Here is a 21,257-nt window from a genome sequence, read left to right on the forward strand (position 1 = left end):
GCAGGCATGGGGAGTTCGCGGTCAGACCCATTCGGACGAGACACAGGTTAAGTACAGCCGTGCAGTGCCTGGAGCACTTTCACGTAATAAGCAAAGTCGCGGGGAACGAACTGGCTGGATTGGACGGAAAGCTGCACGGCCTTCAGCGGAGCGCCCGGTTCGCCAAGCTCGACGCCGAAAGCAGACACCTCGGATAAAGAGCCTTCAAATAGTGCGATCAACGCATCAAGGTCAGCCTCGTAAACGCCGGCCACTTCTTCTGGCTGGAGCTTCAGCTCGTGCAAAGGCACCTCGCAAACGAGGCCAAAAACATCGCTGACCTCCCTGTCTATGAATGGCATGCCATTCACTACGCCGCTTGCGTCCTCGCGAATTTGCCCTAGCGGGATGAGCTGCTCGAACGAGGCGGTTACGCCAAGCTCTTCTTCCAGTTCACGCATCGCCTCACGGATGTTTTCGCCTGCTGCAAGGTGACCGGCAGCGGTAATATCATAGCAGCCAGGATTCGTATCCTTACTGTCCTGCCGCAGCTGGAACCGCACGAATCTGCGGTCGCCTTCGCGGCGGGTCAGCCAGCAGTGGAACGTGCGGTGCCAATAGCCGCGAGCATGCGTTTCCGCACGCGTCGCCGTGCCAAGCGGCCGAAGCTGCTCGTCATAAATATCGAACAGCTCATCAGCCATGCGCGGCAGCCTCAAGCTGAGAGGTGCAGTGCTTGCAGCGAGTAGCTTTAACGGGAATTTTGGACAAGCAGTAAGGGCAGTCCTTTTCGGTTACTTCCACGGGAGCCGTTTCCTTTTTCTCATTGCGGCGCAGCACGTTGATCACTTTAACGAGCATGAAAATACAGAATGCTACGATGATAAAGTCCAGCAACACGTTGATGAATTGGCCGTAGGCGATGTACGGTGCGGTAGCTGGATCTGTTAGTTTGTTGATTTCTTCTTCAGAGTAGAGAGGAATCTTTAAATCTTTAAAATCTACTCCCCCCAATATTCGGCCAATCGGCGGCATAATAATGTCATTGACGAGCGAGGTGACGATTTTTCCGAAAGCCCCTCCAATAATGACCCCGACTGCGAGATCGATGACATTGCCCTTCATGGCAAACTCTTTAAATTCCTTGACGATCTTCATTTCTTTTCCTCCTAGCAAATATGATGACACGATAATGGCTCTTCAGGTGCAGCTTAATAGATAGGATTCTGCCCATGGAGCAAGCGGGCGGTTTTCTATTCTGCTAGTATGGCCTGTTTTGGTTAGAGCCATCCTATCATAATAGCGGAAGTTTGGGAGAAGAGAAATAGTGACTGCTATTACGCCATAATCCTACAAAATTTTATGAATAAAACAGAGGGTTTTTTGGATAATTGTCGAATTTTACTATTTGTAGGTAAATATATGGATATCTAAGGAGCCCTATGGCTGACTCTATCGTTTCTGGAAACCCCTATTATCTCGTTTTATCGGTCATCATCATGTGTTTTGCTTCTTATACGATGCTGAATATGGTAGAGCAGCTTCAGCCTAAGCGGCGCATGTATGGGTTCAATTGGATTATTGGCGGAGCCTCCGTTTACGGGCTTGGCTTATGGACGATGCATGTCGTTTCCTTGCTCGCATCCGATTACCGGATGGTCATGGATTGGAGCATGCTGCTCGTATTGGTCGTTTGCGCGATTATCGTCTACTCCTCCTTGCTGGTCTTGAAAAAGCAGGAGCTCGTAAGGGGACGTTATCTTTTTAGCGCTCTGTTAATGGCGCTGGGATCGACTATGCTTCAGTATATATCGATGTTATCCGAGTCCGTAGTCATTCTCCAAATGAATTGGCCGCTCTTCTGGCTCTCCTTTGGTGTCGGTTTTGCCGGCGCTTATTTGGCCTTCTACTGGCTGGATTCCAAGTCCCCGTATTATAAATTCAAAAGCTGTGTGTCATTAGGCTTATCCAATATGGCGATCCACCAAATTGGCATGCATGCGCTCAAAATCGAATATGACAATATTTTATCGACCGATCTGCTGAACGAATATTTGCTTCTGTTAGCCTTCCTGTTAGGGCTGTCCACGTTGATTATTCTAAGCTTTAGCCTGACGACCTGGCTCGCTTCCAATAAATATAGCCAGATCGATGAGCGCTACAAGCTGCTCGTCGAGAATTCAATGGACACGATTGCATTGATCAGTGATGACAAATGGGAATTTATGAACCGCGCAGGCTTGCGTATGTTCGAGGCGCAGTCTGAGACGGTTTTGATGGGCCAAAGCGTATACGTCCTGCTGGCTCCGCAGCACCATGACGAGATGCGGGCATGGCTTGCGGCAGGGCAAGACAACGAGGCTGTCCCAGTCAAGCCGCTTGAGCTGCAATGGTTGTCGATACAAGGGACCTTGCTGCATACGGAAATGGTAAGCGCCAGCTCCACCTTTTCTGGAAAGCAGATTAAACAGGTCATTATACGAGATATTTCCGAACGGAAGAAGAACGAGGAGCTTTTGATCAATTCGGAGAAGCTGTATGTAGCTGGCCAGCTGGCTGCCGGGATTGCACATGAAATTCGCAATCCGCTTACCTCCTTGAAGGGCTTTTTGCAGCTTATCGCTTCGGGCCGCGGCAACAGCAGCAATTTCTACGATATTATGAAATCAGAGCTGATTCGCATCGAATCCATCGTAAGTGAGCTGCTCATGCTCTCTAAGCCTCAGGTATATGAATTTGTGCATAAAGACTCCCGCCAAATTATGGCGGATACTGTGAACCTGCTCGAAACGCAAGCGATTCTGCATAATGTGATGATTGAATTCCATTCCGATTATCGCCCATTATGGGTGCTTGGCGTGGAGAATCAGCTTAAGCAGGTGTTCATCAATGTTCTTAAGAATGCCATTGAAGCGATGCACAATGGCGGTGTTGTCACGATTACGATGTCCCTTGAAGAGGAATCCGCTGTGTTGATCCGTATCCAGGATGAAGGCTCAGGCATACCGGACGAGCAGCTGGCTAAGATCGGACAGCCGTTTTATACGACTAAGGATAAAGGCACCGGGCTTGGCCTAATGGTTACTTACAAGATTATAGACAACCATCAAGGACGGATTTCAGCAGAGAGCAAGCTAGGCGTGGGAACGACTTTTGTGATCCAATTGCCTTATAAGGAAATAGCTGTCGCAAAGGCTGAGGAATCGGATTTTGCATTGTGAAACCTAAAATGAGAGGTCTCGTAATATGCTTTAGAAGTTCTGCATCACCATTATGAGGGTGGAGGTCGTTAAGATGTTTAATCGTTTTTTGGCAAGTATCGGCATAGGGTCCGCGAAAATTGATACACTGCTGGAGAAACCTCGTTATGCGCCTGGCGAAGAGGTTCGAGGCATCGTGAAGATTCAAGGCGGCAACGTGGAGCAGCGAATCGAAACGATCCAGCTATCGGTAATGACAGAATATATCCGCGAGAGCAATGACAGCAAAATAACGCAGAATGGCGAGGTTGGCCGCTATCATGTGAGCGCTCCATTCACGTTGAACGCAAACGAGCAGCGCGAGGTGCCATTCAACTTCCAGCTGCCACACCAAACGCCGCTTACGATCGGACGCGCGCCTGTATGGGTGAAGACCGAGCTGGATGTGCGAGGCGGCGTTGATCCCGGCGATAACGACCGAATCGAGGTTGTCCCAACCGCTGCCATGAATACGGTACTCGAAGCATTGAACGTCCTCGGGTTCCGCTTGCGGAAGGCAGAATGTGAGTATTCATCCAAGCTTGGCGGCAAAATGCCCTTTATCCAAGAGCTTGAATTTGTACCGACGACGCAATTCCGCGGACAACTCGACGAGCTGGAAGTGATGTTCTATCCGTCGGATCGCGAGCTGGAGCTCGTGCTCCAAATCGATCGGCGCGCACGCGGCTTGTCCAGCTTTTTCGCGGAGGCCATGAATATGGATGAATCCTTTGTGCGTACCCGTTTTACGAATGAGCAGTTGGCGGCAGGACCACATGCAATCGCAAACCAGCTGTCCGGTATTATTGCACGCTACGCATAAACCGCTGAATCGTTGTAAAAAGCTCGGAAGCACGCCTGCGGGGTGTTTCGGAGCTTTTTTTTGCGATTAAGATAGAGAAAGCATGATTGGCTTTCATTTTTCGGTATAATAGCTGGAGGAGGGGATTTACTTTGGCAGAACCGCTTAAGGCCATGTATGATGGCTTTTTTCTAGAGAGATTTGCAGCATTGGTGAAGACCGCATGGAGTCCGTTTAACGAATCGAAATTTGTGGAGCATGTGAGGGACGGCAATTGGGAGCAGCTGGAGCTGAAGGCTCGCGCCCGAAAAATTACAGAAGCATTAGGCACTGCACTGCCGCGATCATATGATGAGGCGATTGCTGTCCTTTATTTAATAGATGAGAAATGCACGGGGCTGCCCTATATTTTCTTCTCGGATTTTGTAGAGGTATATGGCATGGAGCCGCATAACTGGGACCTTTCGTTGGCGGCGCTGACGCGTTTCACGGAACGCTCTACTGCTGAATTTGCCATTCGGGCATTTATCCTGAATGATCCGCAGCGCATGGCTTCGCAGATGCTTGCCTGGGCGGAGCATCCGAATGAGCATGTTCGACGGCTTGCGAGCGAAGGAATCAGGCCGCGCCTTCCATGGGCGCAGGCTCTCCCGTTATTCAAGCGGGATCCATCGCCTATTGTACCAATACTGGAGAAGCTGAAACGGGATCCATCCCTCTACGTTCGCAAGAGTGTGGCTAATAATTTGAATGATATTGCGAAGGATCATCCGGAGCTTGTCATTGCACTAGCGGAGGCATGGATCGGCGAAAATCCGCACACGGATTGGATCGTGCGGCATGGCTGCCGTACGTTAATCAAGAAGTCGGTTCCTGAGATTATGGCTTTGTTTGGATATGCGAAGCACGACGCAGCGGAAGAGACGGAGCAGCCGCTTGTTGCTTATGCAGAACTGGAGGCCACTCCAAGCATAGTAGCCATCGGAGACGAGATTTCCTTGCGATACCATGTACGATTGCGCGAGGGAAAATCCGCCAAGCTTCGTATTGAATATGGCATTGCATTCGTAAAGTCCGGAGGCAAAACATCGATTAAACGTTTTCTCCTCTCTGACCGCGAGTATGCAGGAGGCGCTGCTGCTTCCAATGTACGCGTACATCGCTTTGCGGATTTAACGACGCGGAAGCACTATAGCGGGCTTCATGTCGTGACACTATGGGTGAACGGGAGAGAGGTAGCCTCAGCGGAGCTGACGGTAACGGAGGCGAAACCGTTATGACGATCGGCGCCAGAGTATTAAAAACGGGGATGGCTGTCGCGCTCGCCATTTATTTGAGCAGCCTGTTTGGCTTTGCTTCCCCGCTGATTGCTGCAGTAGCGGCTATATTTACAATTCAGCCGTCTATCTACCGCTCTTGGCAGCGAGTAGCGGATCAGGTACAGACGAATCTGCTCGGCGCGGTTATCGCTATAGCCGCGGTTCGTTTATTCGGCCATACGCCGATTGCGGCGGGACTCGTGTGCATATTGGTCATTCTAATCAGTATCAGGCTCAAAATGGAAAGTACAATAAGCCTAACTCTGGTTACTGTAGTTGCGATTATGGAGGCGAACGGACAGGGCTGGGATGTTGCGATTTCAAGGCTGCTAATGGTGCTGACGGGCATCGGCTCCTCCTTTTTGGTGAACGTGCTCGTATTCCCGCCCAGGCCGAGAAAACAATTCACGGAGCAGGTCCATCAGGCTTATACGCAGCTCTCCCTGCTGCTGAGAACAGCGGTGTCCAATGAAATGAAGGAGCAGGTGTTCCGCGTAGAGAAGGACAAGCTTCACGGCACGCTTCGCAAGCTGGAGGAGCGCCATACCGTATTCGAAGAAGAGCGCAAGGTTCTCGCCCGAACGAAGACGAGTCATGCCAGGCAGCTGCTCGTGTCCAAGCAAATGATTAAGACGCTGCAAAAAGGGGCAGACCTGCTTGATGTCGTGGAGGAGCATTACTTCGCCTCTCCTAGTGCGGGGGAGTGGGCGCTGCGCTTCGATCGGCAAATCGAAGACTTATCGAAATATCATGAGCAAATTCTGCTGAAGGCCGAGGATAAGATGAAGCCTAACGCCTTGATTGAGCCGGAGGAAGAACGTGAAGCGAGGTTCGTCAAGGATTTAACGGCCTATGTGATGGAGGACCCGGATGAGCATAAGCGCCTTATATTTGTAGCATCTGGGTTATTCGAATACGCTTATCACCTTAGACGTTTGGAGAAGCTGCTTGATCAGGTGCAGCAGCGTGAAGAAAACGCGAGGCGCGATACCGACGAGGCGCAGGAATCAGCTTAGACTTGTTAAAGATAAACAAATAACAAAACAGCAGGCCGGAGATGCGCCCCTAGCGCGCTCCGGCCTGCTGTTTGGTTTGAAACTGCCTTATTAGCTTGTTAACACCGCTCTGGCTGCTGCCTATTGATCATCGTCGGTTTTGTTGCTACCTTCATGGCGGCGTGGATGCTGCATATGCGCTTCTGGATTATTATCATCGTCATGCGGCACCAAACGAGGATCGGTATGTCCTTCATGGTGATTGTTGAAAAACAGCTCGACAAGCTGCCATTCCGTGGAACCGAGCATCGGATCCGCCGGGAAAACGTCGCCTCGCTCCAGCTGCTCCTCGCGTCCCCATTCATTGCGATAAGTGCCTTTGACCTCAACCGGCTCCCCCGACAGGGGATTCATCTCATGGTGGTTAGATTCGCTCATATGTTGTTAACCAACCTTCCTATTGTCATAATCCATGCTTGGGCACCGCTGCGCGGTCGGCATCTGATTGCAGCTCGCTTGCAGATTGTTTGTTCGCTTGATTGCGGTCAGCCCGCGATTGTGCTTTGCTCGCCGCTTTCTGTTGATCGGATGGCTGTTGGTCTGACATGTCATCACCCTCCCTTCTCTTCATAAGAAGTTCCTCAACAGTGTGCCACAAAAGGAAGAAATGTATGAGTTCGGATTAAGGGGATGCTTATGACGAAGCTAAAGAAGAAGCCAAGGATGAAGCTAAAGAGAAAGAAAAAGCCAAGGATGAAACTGAAGCAAAAGAGAACCTAAAGGAGAAGCCAAATCTGAAGCTAAAGAGAAGCTAAAGAGAAGCTAAAGAGAAGCTAGAGAAGAAGCCAAATCTGAAACCAAGGATAAAACCAAGGATAAAACTAAGGATAAAGTCAAATCTGAAGCTTATAAAAGCTGGAGACCGCAGGATGGACAGGCCGCATCCTGCTCGGTGACGGTTTCGCTGCAAGCAGGACAAGGCTCCGAGAAGGGGAGAGCAGCCGCTGCTCTCAGCTTGTCAGGATCATGACGGTTCTTGTCGGCATCGTCTGCCGATGGCCTAAGATGTGCAGGCGTGCCGAATATCGTCTCGACCATCTCTTTGAGATCCTTGTATTTGTCGGAATCATCCGATGCAATACGTACGAACATAAACATGCCGGCGAGAAATCCGCCGGCAATCAAGAGTACGATAGAGCCCATGCCAACATCAAGCCAAGTAAGCAGAGCAGGCGACAGTGACGCTAGCAAGCTATGCCAAAGGAGCATGCGGCATCACCTCATCCATTCACCTGGTATCGGGATTCGAGCCGTTTGCCCCCGAACCACATGACCAGCACGGCTGTAATCGATACAAAGATACGCCAAGGCTCATCGACCAAATTGCCGATATCGAAGCTGATTAGCGAGATACAGAAAATCATAACGGCTTTGCCGAGAAGCGTTGCCAGCAGAAACGTATGAAAAGGCACCTTGCTTAGGCCGGAAACGACCGTAATGATGACGGACGGCGTAAAGGGAAAGCAAGCGAGTAGAAACAGCGGCGTAAAGCCGCGGCGCTCCACCCAGTTAAAAAACCGTTCTGACTTTGGAAAACGCCGCTCCAGACGTCCCTTTACGTTGCGACCAAGCTTGCGGCTAATCCAGAAGACGGTTACCGCGCCGGCGGTAACGCCGATCCATGAGAAAAGAAACCCGAATCCGAGACCGTAAATATTGGCATTAGCCGCGATAATAAGAATCAGCGGCAGGAAGGGGAGAAAGGATTCGATCATGGGCAGAAGAATTCCCGGAAATGGCCCCCACTGCGAATAACTCTCGAGTGTCCACTGTATGGAATCCAAATCCAAATGTTTGATGTATTCCAGCCAATTATGCCAATCATCCATAGCGTTAACTCCGTTCTACTTGTTTATCGCTTTTATTGGTTGTTGCAAATGCTCGTTTGGGAAGCCATAAATAAAATAAGCCAATCAGTCCAAACAGAGCCGCGCTCGTCCAGAAGACAGAGCTCTCTCCGTTTTGTGCGGCAAGGAGGCCTCCAGCAGCAGGTCCGATCATGACGCCGAACCCTTCGAAGGTGGAAAGCATTCCCCAGCCTACCCCTTCTTGCTTAGGCGGGACGTAGGTCGCAAGCAGCGCGTTCCAAGCGGGCAGGATAGCCGAATAGGAAAGGCCAAGCATGGCAGATATAAGTAAACAATAACAGAATGCAAGTCCCGAAGCCAGCATCCATAAACCAAATCCGAATACCCCGAATCCTGCGACGAGAAACCACTTTTTGCTGGTCAGCCGATCGGATAATTTCCCCATTGGAATGAGGCTCGCAATCGCTGTAAGTCCTCCTGTCGTCAAGAGAATAGAGTACTGGGCTCCAGATAATCCAAGCTCTTGCTCCGCGTAACCGGGGAGTATGGGAACGAGCATGCTCGCCCCAGCCGTTTGCAGGATCATGCCTGGCAGCAGAAGCCGCATGGACCGAACCTGTCCCTTAAGGAGGTTTAGCTGCTTGCCAAGCGGAATGCGTTCAGTCGCCTGAGCTTTTGTGCGATTCACGAAGAGCGTGAGCAGGCATGCTGCGGCAGACAAGCTGACGAGCAGGTTGTACGTAAACGATACGCTGACATCGAGCAAAATAGTACAAACGATCGGCCCGCTCCCGAGACCAACCATCCAGACGGTATACAGCAGACCCATTTGCGCGGCTCGCTGCTGCGCGCTTACTTTGGTCAAGCAAGCGATCCAGATCGGGGACATGCCAATGCCATATAGAGCAGCTGCCCCAATAAACATCCACGGAAGCTCTGCGAACCGCAGGAGAACAACACCGGCAAGCGATACGATAAGCCCAACTTGCACGACAATGCGAATCGAAAAGCGGTCTAATAAATAGCCGATCGCCATTTTGAGCATCGTATCCACTAAGTAATGTGCCGAGATGGCAGCTCCAATGACATCAGGTGCAAGGCCTAGCGTCTTTGCGCCATAAATAGGCAGCAGGCTAACCAACACGGCTCCCCGTACAAACTCCACAACGAACAATATGGCGGAGATAAGGCGCATCTCCGCTCCGAAAGCGTGATTATTGCGCACGGCGGGGCTCCTTATCTCCTATAGAGTAGATGCTTTCTCTATTATACGTATGTTGGATAAAATATCCAAAACAATGCTGTCCGCAGCCGTTTGGGAGGACGGCAGCCGCTTGATGGACAGTTTGCTATTAGTAAGACGTAAAGGATCATGGACGAGTTTCAAAATTTGGCTCGCTAGCTCGGCTGCCTCATACGAAATGCTTGCTGCGCCTTTAGCTGCAAGGTATTGCGCATTCTGCTTTTCCTGACCGGGTACCGGGCGGTAGATGAATAGAGGCAGGCCTGCAGTGATGCCTTCAGAGAGCGTGACGCCTCCAGGCTTCGTTACGAGACAATCGGATAAGGCCATCAGCTCATGTATCGCATCGACATAGCCGAGAACGCATAAACGGGACTTGCCGCTATGATGCTGGAAAAGCTGTTGTATGGTGTTTTTTAACGGAAGATTCCGCCCGCATACAAGCACGACTTGCACATGAGCGTCATCCAGCAGCATGCTGCAGATTGGGGCCGCATCGGGCATGACGCCTTGCGCGCCTGCCATAATGAGGATGATGGGATTGTTTGGATTAAGGTTGTAACGATGATAGAGCTCAGTTGAGGGTACAGCTGCGCGAAATCCGCGTTTAAGGGGAATGCCGGTTACCTGCACGGCTTGATTCGAAATACCGAGCTTTGCGAGCTCCTGCTTCAAATCCTCCGTTGCGACATAATAACGGTCAATACTGGGATGAACCCAGCGGCAGTGCAAGTCGAAGTCTGTAATAACGGCATAGGAAGGCGGATGGAAGCCATTGCTTCTTTTTAATTCCGGCAGGGCGAAGCTCGGAAAAGTATGAACGACGATGTCAGGCTGCTCCGCGAGAAGAATGCGCTTGATTTTATCTTTGCCAAAAGAGTGAAGCAGCCCTCCAAACCACGAGTCATGCTTCATAGGCTTGGTGAAATCATACATCCAGCCGTAGAGCGAAGGCATGTTGGTATAGCTTTTGAGATAAAAGCGTCTTGTCATCTCATTCAGCCATGGATGCGATTCCGCCATCAAATCGATCATAACCGTGCGGAAGTTGCCCAGCTCCTCCATGGCGCTTTTGAGTGCGCGGGCAACCTGCAGGTGGCCATCGCCGTAAGAGGCATACAAAATTAACATTTTAGGCTGAGGATTGCTTTCGAAATGAATCATGAATACACCTCCTGAGGGTAGTGTAGCGGAGGATTGTTATGCAGGCATGAACGGGATTTGGTTAGTTTGTGTAATTTTTGTATAATGGTTAAGCAATCCATCCTATTTCAAAAATTGAAGGAGCGATGTTTAGAGTGCAGTATACGAAATTGGGAAGATCAGGTCTTCAGGTAAGCCGTTTATGTCTGGGAACGATGAATTTCGGGGTAGATACGGACGAGAAGGAATCATTTCGTATTCTAGATGCAGCGCTGGATGCAGGCATTAACTTTATTGATACCGCCAACATTTACGGCTGGGGCGAGAATGCCGGACGCACGGAGGAAATCATCGGCAAATGGTTCGCCCAGGGCGATGGGCGCCGCGAACGCACCGTACTGGCTACTAAAGTATATGGCGATATGCATGACAAGCATGACGGACCGAACCGGGAAGCCGGTTTGTCCGCTTACAAGATCCGCAGGCATTTGGAAGCATCGCTCAAGCGTTTGCAAACAGATCACATAGAGCTTTATCAAATGCATCACGTTGACCGCAGTGTTCATTGGAGCGAGCTGTGGGGCGCGTTCGAAACGGCTGTTGCGCAAGGGAAAGTGGGCTACATAGGCTCCAGCAACTTTGCGGGCTGGGATATTGCCGTAGCACAAGGCGAAGCCAAAGCAAGAGGCTCTATCGGTTTAGTATCCGAGCAGCATAAGTACAATCTGCTATGCCGCTTGCCTGAGCTGGAAGTACTTCCTGCCTCCAAAGAGCTAGGACTAGGCGTAATCCCGTGGAGTCCGCTTGACGGAGGCTTGCTGGCAGGCAACCACCGCCGGAAGGACGGAGGACGCCGCAGCGGTGACTCGAAGCGCCTGGAGCAGCATCGCGAGCAGTTGGATGCTTATGCAGCGTTCTGCGATGAGCTGGGCGAGCCCGAGGATCTTGTTTCACTGGCGTGGCTGCTTGCGAATCCAGCCGTAACGGCGCCGATCATCGGCGTTCGCACGTTGGATCAATTCGAGCGCTCGCTTCGCGCTGTCGAGCTAACGCTTGATGAATCGGCGCTTAAGCGAATAGATGAAATATTCCCTGGTCCTGGCGGGGACGCGCCGCGCGCTTATGCCTGGTAATTCAAACGCGGCTGTCCTAAAAGGATTAATCAGAGCGGGATAGTCCGTTGCATGCACAAAATAACCTTCAACATCACTATTAAAGTGGAGCTGAAGGTTATTTTTTTAATCCCCTGTTACGAATAAAGCGGAACTGAATGTTCCCAAAATGATTCTTGGTACAGACCCGAATTTAATAGTAGACAGGTCAGACTTCGTAAACGACCGGGCAATCTGATCAAATCAACAAGTTGAACAACACAGGGTCTTTGTTCAGCTCTAGAAACTGAAAGCCCTTCTTGGTCATTCGGTCGACGAGCGGATTGTAGTCCTCTCTGTGCTTGAGCTCGATGCCAACGAGTGCAGGACCGTTGTCCTTATTCGACTTTTTGGTGTACTCGAAGCGGGTAATGTCGTCGTTTGGTCCAAGCACGCGGTCCAGAAATTCTCTAAGCGCCCCAGCGCGCTGCGGGAAGCTGACCATGAAATAATGCTTGTAGCCTTCATAAATGAGCGAACGCTCCTTAATTTCTTGCATCCGGTCTACGTCATTGTTGCCGCCGCTTACGACACAGACTACGGTCTTGCCTTCGATTTGCTCGCGGTAGGCTTCGAGCGCGGCAATCGGCAGCGCGCCAGCCGGCTCGGCAACAATCGCATTCTCGTTGTACAAGTCCAGCATCGTGGTGCATACCTTGCCTTCAGGAACGGCAATGACGTCGTCCAGCAGCTCTCGGCAAAGCTCAAAGGTCAAATCGCCGATTCGTTTGACAGCTGCCCCGTCGACAAACTTGTCGATCTGGTCCAAAGGCGTTACTTTTCCCGCATCGAGCGACGCTCTTAGCGACTGGGCGCCTTCAGGCTCTACGCCGATAACTTGGGTAGCCGGCGAGACGATTTTGACATAGGAGGAGACGCCTGCAGCAAGCCCGCCGCCGCCAACGGTGACGAAGACGAAGTCGGGAACCGATTCCGCAGCTTCCATCAGCTCCTGCCCGACGGTCCCATTCCCGGCGATGATCTTAGCATCATCGAACGGGTGGATGAAGGCCATGCCGCTGCGGGTGCTCTCCGCAATCGCTTCGGCATAGGCATCGTCAAAGGTATCGCCGGTTAGAATGACCTCGACTTTATTGCCGCCAAAGAAGCTGACCTGCGAAACCTTCTGGCGCGGCGTCGTGCTTGGCATGTAGATCTTGCCCGGAATGCCGAGCGCCTGGCAGGAGTAGGCTACGCCCTGCGCATGGTTGCCCGCGCTGGCGCAAACAACGCCTTTGGCGAGCGTTTCCTCGCTAAGCGAGCGCATCAAATGGTAGGCGCCGCGTATTTTGAACGAACGAACGATCTGAAGATCTTCGCGCTTCAAGAGCACATGGCAGTTGAAACGCTCAGAGAGCACGCGATTATATTGAAGCGGCGTACGCGTAATGACATCTTTCAAATGCATTTGCGCTTGAACGATTTCTTCAAGCCCAATTCGGGTCGTCGGGGTATTATTTGTGTTCATAGATATCATCCTCTCGTCTTTCGCCGATCGACAGCGTAAATGAATGGATTCATTATAGCACTATCAGCACAGCTGTATGTATGGTGAGTTGCTATTTTTTATAGAGTGGAGGGAAGAATATTGGGTAAACGATTAAAAAGGCTGCTGCTTCTAGTTGTTATCCTACTGCTGCTTGGTGGAGCGCTCTGGTGGGTCGTATCTTATATTGCGCCGGACGAGCAGCTTGATCTCAGCTACGCTCCGATCGATGTTCAAGGAAAAGCGCTGGATATGGTCAAACAATTAAAGCCGGAGCTCGTCCTCTCGGAAACCGATATTGACCATCTGATTAAACAAAACTTGAAGAGCGAGTACGGAAACGGCGAAGCGGGATCATCGGCCATCATGCTGAGGAAAGATGTGCGCTTGGACGGAGCGCGCTTCGAGCTGGAGGCGAACAGGCTTGTGGCGCATATGAACGTGACTTATAAAGAAAGGCTGCCAGCCGCATTAGATGCAGTGTATCTGCTGGAATGGCAAACGCCGAATATTGTGCTTCGGCCACAGGCCTTGTCTTTGAAAAAGAGCAGTTTGCCGTTAACGATGCTGGATACGATTATCATTCCGCTGGATCTGCCTGCCCTTAATGTTGTAACCGTAGGGGATGTTCAGTTCGAGCAGGATCGGATTCGAATCGGATTTAAGCTGCACTTGTCACTATAGCATGCAAAAGTAGAGGCTTTCTCAGCAGGTCAGAAATGATCTGTAGGGTAGCCTCTTCTTTTGTGAAAACGAACAAATAAATCGCTATTAAGAGATATGTCTGAATTAGTCCAGGTCGTTCGAATATCAACATGTACAAATTGATGAGCAAGAATCCTTATATATACATGTGAACCAAATTATACAAAGATGAAAAAATAGCGGTGCAGGGAAGTTTCCCTATACCGCTGAATTTCGAAACAATTATTCACTGAGTGTGATATACACGCCTGCGCTGGCAAGGCCAGTTACGGTTGTTATGATGGTTAGACCAGTCGTGGTTACGGAATAGACCAAGATGAGGCGGTCTTGCGCAAGTACAGGAACAGCTAGGCCGGTCGTAATTCCGCTTAATACATCGCCAATAGCAACGGTGGTGATAGTTGGGAGTGTTACGAGAACTCCTGGGAGAGGGGCGAAAACATTGCTTCCTGCTGGGGCTCTATATAGTTGTGCAGTAACTGTCGCAGTACCGCCTATTAATGCCAACGCGATCAAAATGCTGAGGTCTGCTGAAATAGAAGTAATGGTACCTGCTTGCGGAATAGTAAATGCATAGCCCGGAGCAAGCAGTGGATCTGTAATATTTAAACCTGCTAGGCTTACACCTGGAACGCTGCTGCCAAATCCGACAAGACTTGTTGTATCGACTAAACCGGCAATCGTCGATACGAGTACAACGGGAGTTACGGTTCCAGATGCATAAGGAATGATTGTCCCGCCAAAGTAAGGACCTGTTGGGCCTGTAGGGCCAGTGGCGCCGGTCGCTCCAGCAGAGCCTGTGGCTCCAACGGCCCCGGGAGTACCCGCAGCTCCTGTTGCGCCGGTGATGCCCGTACCAGGTCCAGTGGGTCCGACGGGACCGGTAGGGCCTGCAGTTCCTGCGGGACCAGCAGGTCCAGCGGGTCCTTGTAGGCCTCTACGGCCAGTCGGGGCATTGACGACTAGCTTTTTCTTTACAATGATTACTTTATCTCCGTGACTCTTTCTTTTTGGTCTGCAACCTGATGCTGGTTTTCTGACGCAGCGACTCTTGTGATTTGAGTAACTCAGTTGAAAGCACCTCCTTGTTTGATGCGTTATTCTACGTTCGATTTCTATCTATTGATTGGGTAAGTATCAGGTAGAGACATAGACCTTCAACTATATTTGCGGATTTGTGCGAATGGATGCTAGAGATTTGCCTATCTATATGACTAGGCGGATGATGCAAGCAACCGATGAAGATCAAATGAATAAATGCATTGACATCTTTAGTGAGAATGGTTATCATGTATACGAAAGTGATAATCATTATCACTAAAGGGATGAGCAAGCATCTCAGCCTTAAACAGGAGGAATAGCTTGTGGGATTGCTTTACGAAATGGTATTGAAAAAACGCAAATCGGCGTTTCTTATGCAGCAGCTTGGCAAAGGAAACGAAGCTGCAAACCAGAACATAAGCCATAAAATGCTCGAGCACGCGAGCACACATATAAAGCAGCAGATTCAGCAAACGACATAATCATTTCTTTGAATGGAAGGAGCGAAATACATGCAAACAGAAACAAGCAGACCTTGGAATTGGCTGCTCTTTCCGTTCTCATCGGTTAAAGCAGGCTCTGATTGCTTGTTTGCCGCTTCCGTCGGGCATGGCATTTATCAAATTGACGCGGAAGGAAGCTGGGAGAAGCTTGAGCTTGGTATGGACAGCAGCGCCCACGTGAATCGGCTGCAGCTGCAGCATGAGTTGCTGCATGCCTGCACGAGCAGCGGCTTGTACGAATGGAACGGAGAGGCTTGGGAGAACGACGGCTTAACGATTCCATGCTATCAATATCGCAAAATCGGCGGAAGCAGCTACGCGGCTACGGAATATGGATTATGGTCCAAGGCGAGCAGCCGATGGGAGCAGATCGCATGCGAGAACAAGAAAGTATTCGACTTCATAAACCTGCCGCAATATTTGATCATCGCGCATGAAAGCGGAGTTTCTCTATATGATCGTTTCATGGATGAATGGGCTCATTTTGAACTGGAAACGAGTGTGACTAGCTTAGCCGTATTCAGAGGACATCTGATAGGAACGAGCGATAAAGGTGAGTTGCTCGTTGGCGACAAAAAGGGTAGATTCGACCGAATTCGGTTCGGAAAGCCGTTTATATTCTCGGTGCTGTCGAAGGGCAATGAGGTGTATGCTTGCACAGACAGAGGTTTATTCCAGCTTGCTTACATTTGCAATCAAGTAACGCTGTTGTCGATCAAGCTCGGCTGCCCGGTAACGGACATTGATATGCTGGACGGCAACTTGTATATGGCTACTCTTTTCCAAGGTATTCAGACATTGAATAAAGACAATTAGTAAAAACATTATTAAGACATTGAAAAAAACATTAAATAAGGACATTAAGTAAAGAAATTAAATAAAAACATTAATAAAGAAATTAAGTAAAGACATTAAGTAAAGACATTAATAAAGACTTTAAGTTAAAACGTTGAATATAACATTGAATAAAAACATTGAACATGCAATTCACATAGATGGTAGAGGAGGAATGACGGATGTCGAAAGTACTTGTCGTTTATGCGAGCATGACAGGTAACACGGAAGAAATGGCAGAGGCCATTGCAGAGGGGGTTAAGCAAGCAGGTGCGGAGGTTGTGCTGAAAGAGGCTTTCGATGCCAGCGCGGCGGAGCTTACGGAATACGACGCCATTATTATGGGGGCTTATACGTGGGGGGACGGCGAGCTTCCGGATGAATTCATCGACTTCTACGAAGAGATGGCTTCACTTGATTTGAGCGGTAAGATCGCGGCAGCATTCGGTTCAGGAGACACATCCTATCCGATATATTGCGCAGCTGTTGATATGATCGAGGCGAAGCTTAAGGAGCTTGGCGCAATCATCTCCGCAGCGTGCATCAAGTTTGAGTACAACGCGTCAGAGGATGAGAAGGAGCAAGGCAGAAGCATGGGACGTCAAATTGCCAGCCTTGTAGCGGTTGCAGGATAATGAGACGAGAGGGGCGGCAGCGCTAATGCAGCAAATACCGGTTGTACTGAGAGTAGAGGATTATAAGCTGGAAGAGCTGCTGCGTTATCCCGAGCGTTTCGCCAATAATAAAGCAGGCCTTAAACGAAAGAACGACGTGGACTGGAGACAGATGGTCCAGTATGCGGCCAGCCACAGCGTAAATGATTTCTACGGGCTGCCGGAAGCGGCGCGCTCACGCGCCTCAATAGAAGCATCCGTTGAGCAGTGGTGGACGAATCGGAATTATAAGTTTCATTCAGATGAGCATTTTTTGCAAATGAAACAGACGCTTAAGGAGCAGTTAACAAGCTTTTTGCTAGGCGGGTCATGCCCGCAAACGCCGATTATCTTTTATGAGCAGCTTACGGCTTACGTTGAGGAGCTTGATCTCGAAATATCGCAAATCTTTCATTTGGTCGCTGTTGATCCAGATGGAGGAGCAGACGACTATATCGTGCAGAAGCTGGCCGTAGATGTCGATGAAGAGTCGCTGAGCTTGCTGTTCCATATGACATCGGTATTTTGCATGAGTGCCTTCGGTAAGCTTCCGACACGTATAGAAGTGCTATCCTTGCTTAACGGCAAAAAAGTGGTATATGTTCCCGATGAGGCGTCGCTGGAGAGCTCCTATGATTATATGTATTTGATCAAAAGCTTGCTCCCGGAGGCAGATGTGTTCAAGGTGAACCCGGGATCCTCGTTTCAATTCGTCATGTAAGTCATGGTAATATCATAGAATAGTTATGCCAGCCTCATGCAAACTCCTAAAAAGGAGAGCTTGAGGTTTGTTTTATTGTAGACAAATGAAACGGTTTTCAAGTAACATGGGCAGTAGTCATTTTTTGCATATTTACACATGGGAGATTTGATTTGCTTTCGATGCCGTTTTGCTGTGCAAAACGTAGATAAGGAGAGATCAGGTTGTCAGAGGAGCTATTACTAACATTTCGTTCACCGCCGTTGCCCTTTTTCATAGAATCCAACCGCTTAACCTATCATGCGGGGGAAGAGCATCCGAACCGGACGAATCTAGGTGTATTTGATCTGCTGTTCGTGAATCAAGGCTCGCTGCATGTGGCAGAGGATAATCGCAGATGGACGCTTGGTCCGGGCGATGTTCTGATCCTGCGGCCTGATCGCTGGCATTATTCCACAAGGCCTTGCGAAGAGGAAACGGTGTTCGATTGGATTCATTTCCAGACAGTCGGCGCCTGGGAGGAGACGGTGGGCAATCAAAGCGGCTCGCTGCGAGGCGATTATTATACGTATGCGATTCGTTTGCCCAAAAAAATGAAGCTCACTTATCCGGACGAGGCCAAGCTCATTTTCTCGCAGCTGCACGAGGCGGCTAAAAGCTCATCCCACGGTGCCTTCTGGGATCGGCAGCAGCGTTTCCTGCACTTGCTGCAAATGCTTGATGAGGGCTGGCGCTCGGATGCCGCCAAAGCAGCAGTATCAGTTGCAGAGCGGGCGGCTGCTTATCTCAAGCTTAATTATCGGAGCCCGATCAGCAATACGATGCTCAGCGATGTGCTTCAGCTTCATACCAATTACATTACGCGCTGCATGACAGAGGTATTCGATTGTACGCCGCAGCAATATTTGCTGTATTATAGGCTCGATCAAGCCAAACTGCTTCTTATCAAAACAGATTGGACGATCGCGCGGGTAGCAGAGGAAACGGGCTTTCGTCAGACGCCTCATTTCTCTAGGCTGTTCGCGTCCCATACCGGGATGCCGCCGCTTAAATTCCGCAAACGGTTCACGATGTAAGCTTTCTGGGAAACAGGCGGGGAACGGGCAAATGCTCGGTCCCCGCCTTTTTTTTCATCGCGCAGCCTGCATAATTTTACGGCCTTTAACAGAAACTGGATTCAAACAACGTAAAAAAGGATGGTTGCGATGATTGAAAGGTTTTCTTTAACGGCAGATATAAGCGATATCGTGGATCGATTTCAGGTAGGTAATGTGATTAAAGGGCATACGAACCGATTTAATGTAGCTCCTACGCAGACGGTGTCCATTGTGATGAATGACCGTTTTGACCAAAGAACGATGCAGGAATCCAGATGGGGCTTGTTTCCGTTCTGGGCGAAGGACGCAGTGAATGCCGACCATAAAACGCTGTCCGAGAAGCCTTTTCTGGCACGCATGCTAAGAAGGCAAAGATGCGTGCTGCCTTGCAGCGGTTTTTTCGGACAAAAGCAGGTGGGCAAGGAGCGTGATCCGAGAGCGATGCATATCGTCGTTCCGAGCCAGCAGCTGCTGGGCATTGCAGGCATTTATGACTGCTGGAGAAACGTGAGCGGCAAGGAGGTTCGCGCCTTCACGATGATTACCGCGGCTTCGACCGGCGCGATGTCTGTATGGCAGCCGCGAGTGCCCGTTATTCTCGATGAGGAAGGCATAGAGGATTGGCTGAACCCGCGAATTACTGAATTCAGCGGTCTGCGCAAGCATCTGGAGGCGATGGATACGTATCTGATGCGCGCGTATCCCGTTACGAATGCGGTGCATGATGATTTGTTCGAATCGCCGGATTGCATCCGGGAGATACGGCCTGATTTCGCATAGATAAAGCGTCGGTAATTCGTAGATAAAGCGTAGATAAAGCGTAGATAAAGCATGGATAAAGCGTAGATAAAGCGTAGATAAAGCGTAGATAAAGCGTAGATAATGATGATGGCGATTTAAAGTTGGTTTTTAAATATTTCAAATCCGGATGGATACGGAATGGTAGGCAAAGAACCTTCAACACCACTTTAAAGTGGTATTGAAGGTTCTTTGGCATGCTTTGGGATTGGCCGAAGTTGGGGCATGTTTTTGGGACAGCCTCTTGGTGTGGCTGACGGAGAGAAATCAAGGAGTGATGCTAGGCGCGAGCTCGTTGCAGCTCAGTCGTCAACAAGGGTACAAGCTCGAACAAATCGCCTACGATGCCATAATCGGCTATACCGAATATTGGGGCGTCGGGGTCTTTGTTAATCGCGACGATGACGCGGGATTGGCTCATCCCGGCAAGATGCTGTATAGCGCCGCTTATGCCGCAGGCGATATAAAGCTGCGGGGTAACAACCTTGCCGGTCTGCCCGATTTGCAGCGCATAGTCGCAGTAGCCTGCGTCGCAGGCTCCGCGCGAGGCGCCGACGGCGCCTCCGAGAGCCGCGGCCATCGCCTGCAGCGGCTCGAAGCCCGCCGCGCTTCGCACGCCTCGACCGCCGGACACGACGACGTCGGCCTCGGCCAGGTCAAGCTGTCCGCCGGCGCGGCGCACAAGGCTGCGCACGGCGGTGTAGAGCGGCGGCACCGTGAACGGAAGCTCCGCAACGGTGCCGGTAATGTCGGCGGCGTCGAGCGGATCCGCCGCTTTTATGTTATTCGGGCGAACCGTGACGACCCACGGCTGGCCCGGCACGAAGCTGCGCCGCTCGAACGCCTTGCCGGCGTAGAGCGGGCGAATGAATGAGGCGTCATCGCCGTCGTCAGATGCTTCGATGGCGATGACGTCAGCGATGTGGCCGGCGCCGATTGCTGCGGCCACACGGGGCGCGAGTTCGCGCCCCATAGCGGTGTGGCCGAGCAATAGCGCGTCCGGCTGCACCGCAGCGATGGCAGCGCCGAGGGCGGCGAGGTACGCCTCGGGCGCGAAGGCGCGGAGGGAAGGATCGTCGGCGATATGCACGACGTCCGCCCCCCGCGCGATTAGCGCGGCGACTTCATCCGCCGCGCCGCCGGAGCAGGCAATGACGGCATGCACGGCGCCGTCCTTGCCTGCGAGCAGCTGCGCTGCGCCGAGCGCCTCGAGCGCGACTCGCCGCAGCGCGCCGTCTCGGCTCTCAGCAAAAACCAGAATCTTTTTGGGCATGGAGTGCTGCTCCTCTCTCGTGTCGCTAAAGATAAACGATGATATAGGCGGATATTTACACATAGAAGTAGACAACAAACAAATGAGGCGTACATTGCACTTTGTGCAATGTAACCTCAAGAAAAAGTCAATTCGCCAAGCTACGTTGCAGAAAGTGCAATAGAATCAGCCTTATGAGTGGGAAATAGGCTGTAAAAGCACCATTCTGTTGCAGAAACAGCAACGTAGCAAGAGCGTGGTTAGTTAAACGACGAATAGAGTGTACAAACTGCAACGTAGCTAGGGTGATCGATTGGAGGGAGTCTGAGGTAACTAATTTCATCTATTCCAACAACCAACCAACCAACCAACCAACCAACCAACCAACCAACCAACCAACCAACCAACCAACCAACCAACCAACCAACCAACCAACCAACCAACCAACC

At 50.6% G+C, this 21,257-nt stretch carries 23 protein-coding genes; 12 read left to right on the forward strand and 11 right to left on the reverse strand.

Annotation, left to right across the window (positions count from 1 at the left end; translation table 11 throughout):
* Positions 1-47: 47 nt before the first annotated feature.
* On the reverse strand, positions 48-683 hold the full coding sequence (locus FHS16_RS16735; protein WP_183564741.1) for an NUDIX hydrolase: 636 nt from the start codon (positions 681-683) through the stop codon (positions 48-50).
* On the reverse strand, positions 676-1,137 hold the full coding sequence (gene mscL / locus FHS16_RS16740; protein WP_221226377.1) for a large-conductance mechanosensitive channel protein MscL: 462 nt from the start codon (positions 1,135-1,137) through the stop codon (positions 676-678). The genes FHS16_RS16735 and mscL overlap by 8 nt, the downstream gene beginning before the upstream one ends.
* Positions 1,138-1,421: 284 nt before the next feature.
* Between mscL and FHS16_RS16745 the strand changes: the two genes are divergently transcribed.
* The 4 genes from FHS16_RS16745 (at position 1,422) to FHS16_RS16760 (ending at position 6,355) form a co-directional block, all read left to right on the forward strand.
* Positions 1,422-3,200 (forward strand): ATP-binding protein, encoded by a 1,779-nt coding sequence (locus FHS16_RS16745; RefSeq protein ID WP_183564745.1) that lies wholly within the window; start codon positions 1,422-1,424, stop codon positions 3,198-3,200.
* 73 nt (positions 3,201-3,273) lie between these two features.
* Positions 3,274-4,041 carry a sporulation protein gene (locus FHS16_RS16750; RefSeq protein ID WP_183564748.1) on the forward strand — a complete coding sequence of 256 codons (768 nt, stop codon included), beginning with the start codon at positions 3,274-3,276 and terminating at the stop codon, positions 4,039-4,041.
* Positions 4,042-4,172: 131 nt separating this feature from the next.
* Positions 4,173-5,300, forward strand: coding sequence for a DNA alkylation repair protein (locus tag FHS16_RS16755; protein WP_183564751.1), 1,128 nt, complete (start codon positions 4,173-4,175; stop codon positions 5,298-5,300).
* Positions 5,297-6,355 (forward strand): FUSC family protein, encoded by a 1,059-nt coding sequence (locus tag FHS16_RS16760; protein ID WP_183564754.1) that lies wholly within the window; start codon positions 5,297-5,299, stop codon positions 6,353-6,355. Before FHS16_RS16755 ends, FHS16_RS16760 begins: the two co-directional genes overlap by 4 nt.
* A 120-nt stretch (positions 6,356-6,475) precedes the next feature.
* Here the strand turns inward: FHS16_RS16760 and FHS16_RS16765 are convergent, their stop codons facing one another.
* The 6 genes from FHS16_RS16765 to FHS16_RS16790 all read right to left on the reverse strand — a co-directional run bounded on the left by FHS16_RS16765 (position 6,476) and on the right by FHS16_RS16790 (position 10,609).
* A complete protein-coding gene (locus FHS16_RS16765) occupies positions 6,476-6,772 on the reverse strand; it encodes a transposase (RefSeq protein WP_183564757.1) in 297 nt (98 codons plus the stop codon).
* Between the two features lie 25 nt (positions 6,773-6,797).
* On the reverse strand, positions 6,798-6,941 hold the full coding sequence (locus FHS16_RS16770) for a hypothetical protein (RefSeq protein WP_183564760.1): 144 nt from the start codon (positions 6,939-6,941) through the stop codon (positions 6,798-6,800).
* Positions 6,942-7,240: 299 nt separating this feature from the next.
* Positions 7,241-7,603, reverse strand: coding sequence for a hypothetical protein (locus FHS16_RS16775; RefSeq protein ID WP_183564763.1), 363 nt, complete (start codon positions 7,601-7,603; stop codon positions 7,241-7,243).
* 11 nt (positions 7,604-7,614) lie between these two features.
* Positions 7,615-8,223 (reverse strand): TVP38/TMEM64 family protein, encoded by a 609-nt coding sequence (locus tag FHS16_RS16780; RefSeq protein WP_183564766.1) that lies wholly within the window; start codon positions 8,221-8,223, stop codon positions 7,615-7,617.
* A gap of 4 nt (positions 8,224-8,227) precedes the next feature.
* Entirely contained in the window at positions 8,228-9,427 is a 1,200-nt protein-coding gene (locus FHS16_RS16785) for an MFS transporter (RefSeq protein WP_312890945.1), read from the reverse strand.
* A gap of 18 nt (positions 9,428-9,445) precedes the next feature.
* Complete coding sequence (locus FHS16_RS16790; protein ID WP_183564769.1) at positions 9,446-10,609, reverse strand: MGDG synthase family glycosyltransferase; 1,164 nt, start codon at positions 10,607-10,609, stop codon at positions 9,446-9,448.
* A 134-nt stretch (positions 10,610-10,743) separates the two neighbouring features.
* Between FHS16_RS16790 and FHS16_RS16795 the strand changes: the two genes are divergently transcribed.
* Complete coding sequence (locus FHS16_RS16795; RefSeq protein WP_183564772.1) at positions 10,744-11,721, forward strand: aldo/keto reductase; 978 nt, start codon at positions 10,744-10,746, stop codon at positions 11,719-11,721.
* A 217-nt stretch (positions 11,722-11,938) separates the two neighbouring features.
* Here FHS16_RS16795 and ilvA read toward each other — a convergent pair whose 3' ends face one another.
* A complete protein-coding gene (gene ilvA, locus FHS16_RS16800) occupies positions 11,939-13,207 on the reverse strand; it encodes a threonine ammonia-lyase IlvA (protein WP_183564775.1) in 1,269 nt (422 codons plus the stop codon).
* Positions 13,208-13,327: 120 nt separating this feature from the next.
* Between ilvA and FHS16_RS16805 the strand changes: the two genes are divergently transcribed.
* Positions 13,328-13,909: a hypothetical protein gene (locus tag FHS16_RS16805; protein ID WP_183564778.1), complete on the forward strand. Its 582-nt coding sequence runs from the start codon at positions 13,328-13,330 to the stop codon at positions 13,907-13,909.
* 243 nt (positions 13,910-14,152) lie between these two features.
* On the opposite strand, the gene FHS16_RS16810 is transcribed toward FHS16_RS16805, so the two are convergent.
* Positions 14,153-15,049, reverse strand: coding sequence for an exosporium glycoprotein BclB-related protein (locus tag FHS16_RS16810; protein ID WP_183564891.1), 897 nt, complete (start codon positions 15,047-15,049; stop codon positions 14,153-14,155).
* A 245-nt stretch (positions 15,050-15,294) separates the two neighbouring features.
* Between FHS16_RS16810 and FHS16_RS16815 the strand changes: the two genes are divergently transcribed.
* The 6 genes from FHS16_RS16815 to FHS16_RS16840 all read left to right on the forward strand — a co-directional run bounded on the left by FHS16_RS16815 (position 15,295) and on the right by FHS16_RS16840 (position 19,538).
* Positions 15,295-15,453 carry a hypothetical protein gene (locus tag FHS16_RS16815; RefSeq protein ID WP_183564781.1) on the forward strand — a complete coding sequence of 53 codons (159 nt, stop codon included), beginning with the start codon at positions 15,295-15,297 and terminating at the stop codon, positions 15,451-15,453.
* 30 nt (positions 15,454-15,483) lie between these two features.
* Positions 15,484-16,290, forward strand: a complete 807-nt coding sequence (locus FHS16_RS16820; RefSeq protein ID WP_183564784.1) for a hypothetical protein — start codon at positions 15,484-15,486, stop codon at positions 16,288-16,290.
* A 200-nt stretch (positions 16,291-16,490) separates the two neighbouring features.
* Complete coding sequence (locus FHS16_RS16825; protein ID WP_183564787.1) at positions 16,491-16,943, forward strand: flavodoxin; 453 nt, start codon at positions 16,491-16,493, stop codon at positions 16,941-16,943.
* Positions 16,944-16,968: 25 nt separating this feature from the next.
* Complete coding sequence (locus tag FHS16_RS16830; protein WP_183564790.1) at positions 16,969-17,682, forward strand: hypothetical protein; 714 nt, start codon at positions 16,969-16,971, stop codon at positions 17,680-17,682.
* A 203-nt stretch (positions 17,683-17,885) separates the two neighbouring features.
* On the forward strand, positions 17,886-18,737 hold the full coding sequence (locus FHS16_RS16835; RefSeq protein WP_183564793.1) for an AraC family transcriptional regulator: 852 nt from the start codon (positions 17,886-17,888) through the stop codon (positions 18,735-18,737).
* A gap of 129 nt (positions 18,738-18,866) precedes the next feature.
* Positions 18,867-19,538, forward strand: coding sequence for an SOS response-associated peptidase (locus FHS16_RS16840; protein WP_183564796.1), 672 nt, complete (start codon positions 18,867-18,869; stop codon positions 19,536-19,538).
* Between the two features lie 298 nt (positions 19,539-19,836).
* Here the strand turns inward: FHS16_RS16840 and FHS16_RS16845 are convergent, their stop codons facing one another.
* Entirely contained in the window at positions 19,837-20,829 is a 993-nt protein-coding gene (locus tag FHS16_RS16845) for an electron transfer flavoprotein subunit alpha/FixB family protein (protein WP_183564799.1), read from the reverse strand.
* Between the last annotated feature and the right edge of the window lie 428 nt (positions 20,830-21,257).

It is taken from the genome of Paenibacillus endophyticus, assembly GCF_014192395.1.
GTDB lineage: Bacteria > Bacillota > Bacilli > Paenibacillales > Paenibacillaceae > Pristimantibacillus > Pristimantibacillus endophyticus.

Excerpts from the sequence above, each read along its gene's own strand:
- FHS16_RS16735 (WP_183564741.1), bottom strand. The coding sequence starts at position 683 with ATGGCTGATGAGCTGTTCGATATTTATGACGAGCAGCTTCGGCCGCTT.
- mscL (WP_221226377.1), bottom strand. The coding sequence starts at position 1,137 with ATGAAGATCGTCAAGGAATTTAAAGAGTTTGCCATGAAGGGCAATGTC.
- FHS16_RS16745 (WP_183564745.1), top strand. The coding sequence starts at position 1,422 with ATGGCTGACTCTATCGTTTCTGGAAACCCCTATTATCTCGTTTTATCG.
- FHS16_RS16750 (WP_183564748.1), top strand. The coding sequence starts at position 3,274 with ATGTTTAATCGTTTTTTGGCAAGTATCGGCATAGGGTCCGCGAAAATT.
- FHS16_RS16760 (WP_183564754.1), top strand. The coding sequence starts at position 5,297 with ATGACGATCGGCGCCAGAGTATTAAAAACGGGGATGGCTGTCGCGCTC.
- FHS16_RS16765 (WP_183564757.1), bottom strand. The coding sequence starts at position 6,772 with ATGAGCGAATCTAACCACCATGAGATGAATCCCCTGTCGGGGGAGCCG.
- FHS16_RS16770 (WP_183564760.1), bottom strand. The coding sequence starts at position 6,941 with ATGTCAGACCAACAGCCATCCGATCAACAGAAAGCGGCGAGCAAAGCA.
- FHS16_RS16775 (WP_183564763.1), bottom strand. The coding sequence starts at position 7,603 with ATGCTCCTTTGGCATAGCTTGCTAGCGTCACTGTCGCCTGCTCTGCTT.
- FHS16_RS16780 (WP_183564766.1), bottom strand. The coding sequence starts at position 8,223 with ATGGATGATTGGCATAATTGGCTGGAATACATCAAACATTTGGATTTG.
- FHS16_RS16790 (WP_183564769.1), bottom strand. The coding sequence starts at position 10,609 with ATGATTCATTTCGAAAGCAATCCTCAGCCTAAAATGTTAATTTTGTAT.
- ilvA (WP_183564775.1), bottom strand. The coding sequence starts at position 13,207 with ATGAACACAAATAATACCCCGACGACCCGAATTGGGCTTGAAGAAATC.
- FHS16_RS16820 (WP_183564784.1), top strand. The coding sequence starts at position 15,484 with ATGCAAACAGAAACAAGCAGACCTTGGAATTGGCTGCTCTTTCCGTTC.
- FHS16_RS16825 (WP_183564787.1), top strand. The coding sequence starts at position 16,491 with ATGTCGAAAGTACTTGTCGTTTATGCGAGCATGACAGGTAACACGGAA.
- FHS16_RS16830 (WP_183564790.1), top strand. The coding sequence starts at position 16,969 with ATGCAGCAAATACCGGTTGTACTGAGAGTAGAGGATTATAAGCTGGAA.
- FHS16_RS16840 (WP_183564796.1), top strand. The coding sequence starts at position 18,867 with ATGATTGAAAGGTTTTCTTTAACGGCAGATATAAGCGATATCGTGGAT.
- FHS16_RS16845 (WP_183564799.1), bottom strand. The coding sequence starts at position 20,829 with ATGCCCAAAAAGATTCTGGTTTTTGCTGAGAGCCGAGACGGCGCGCTG.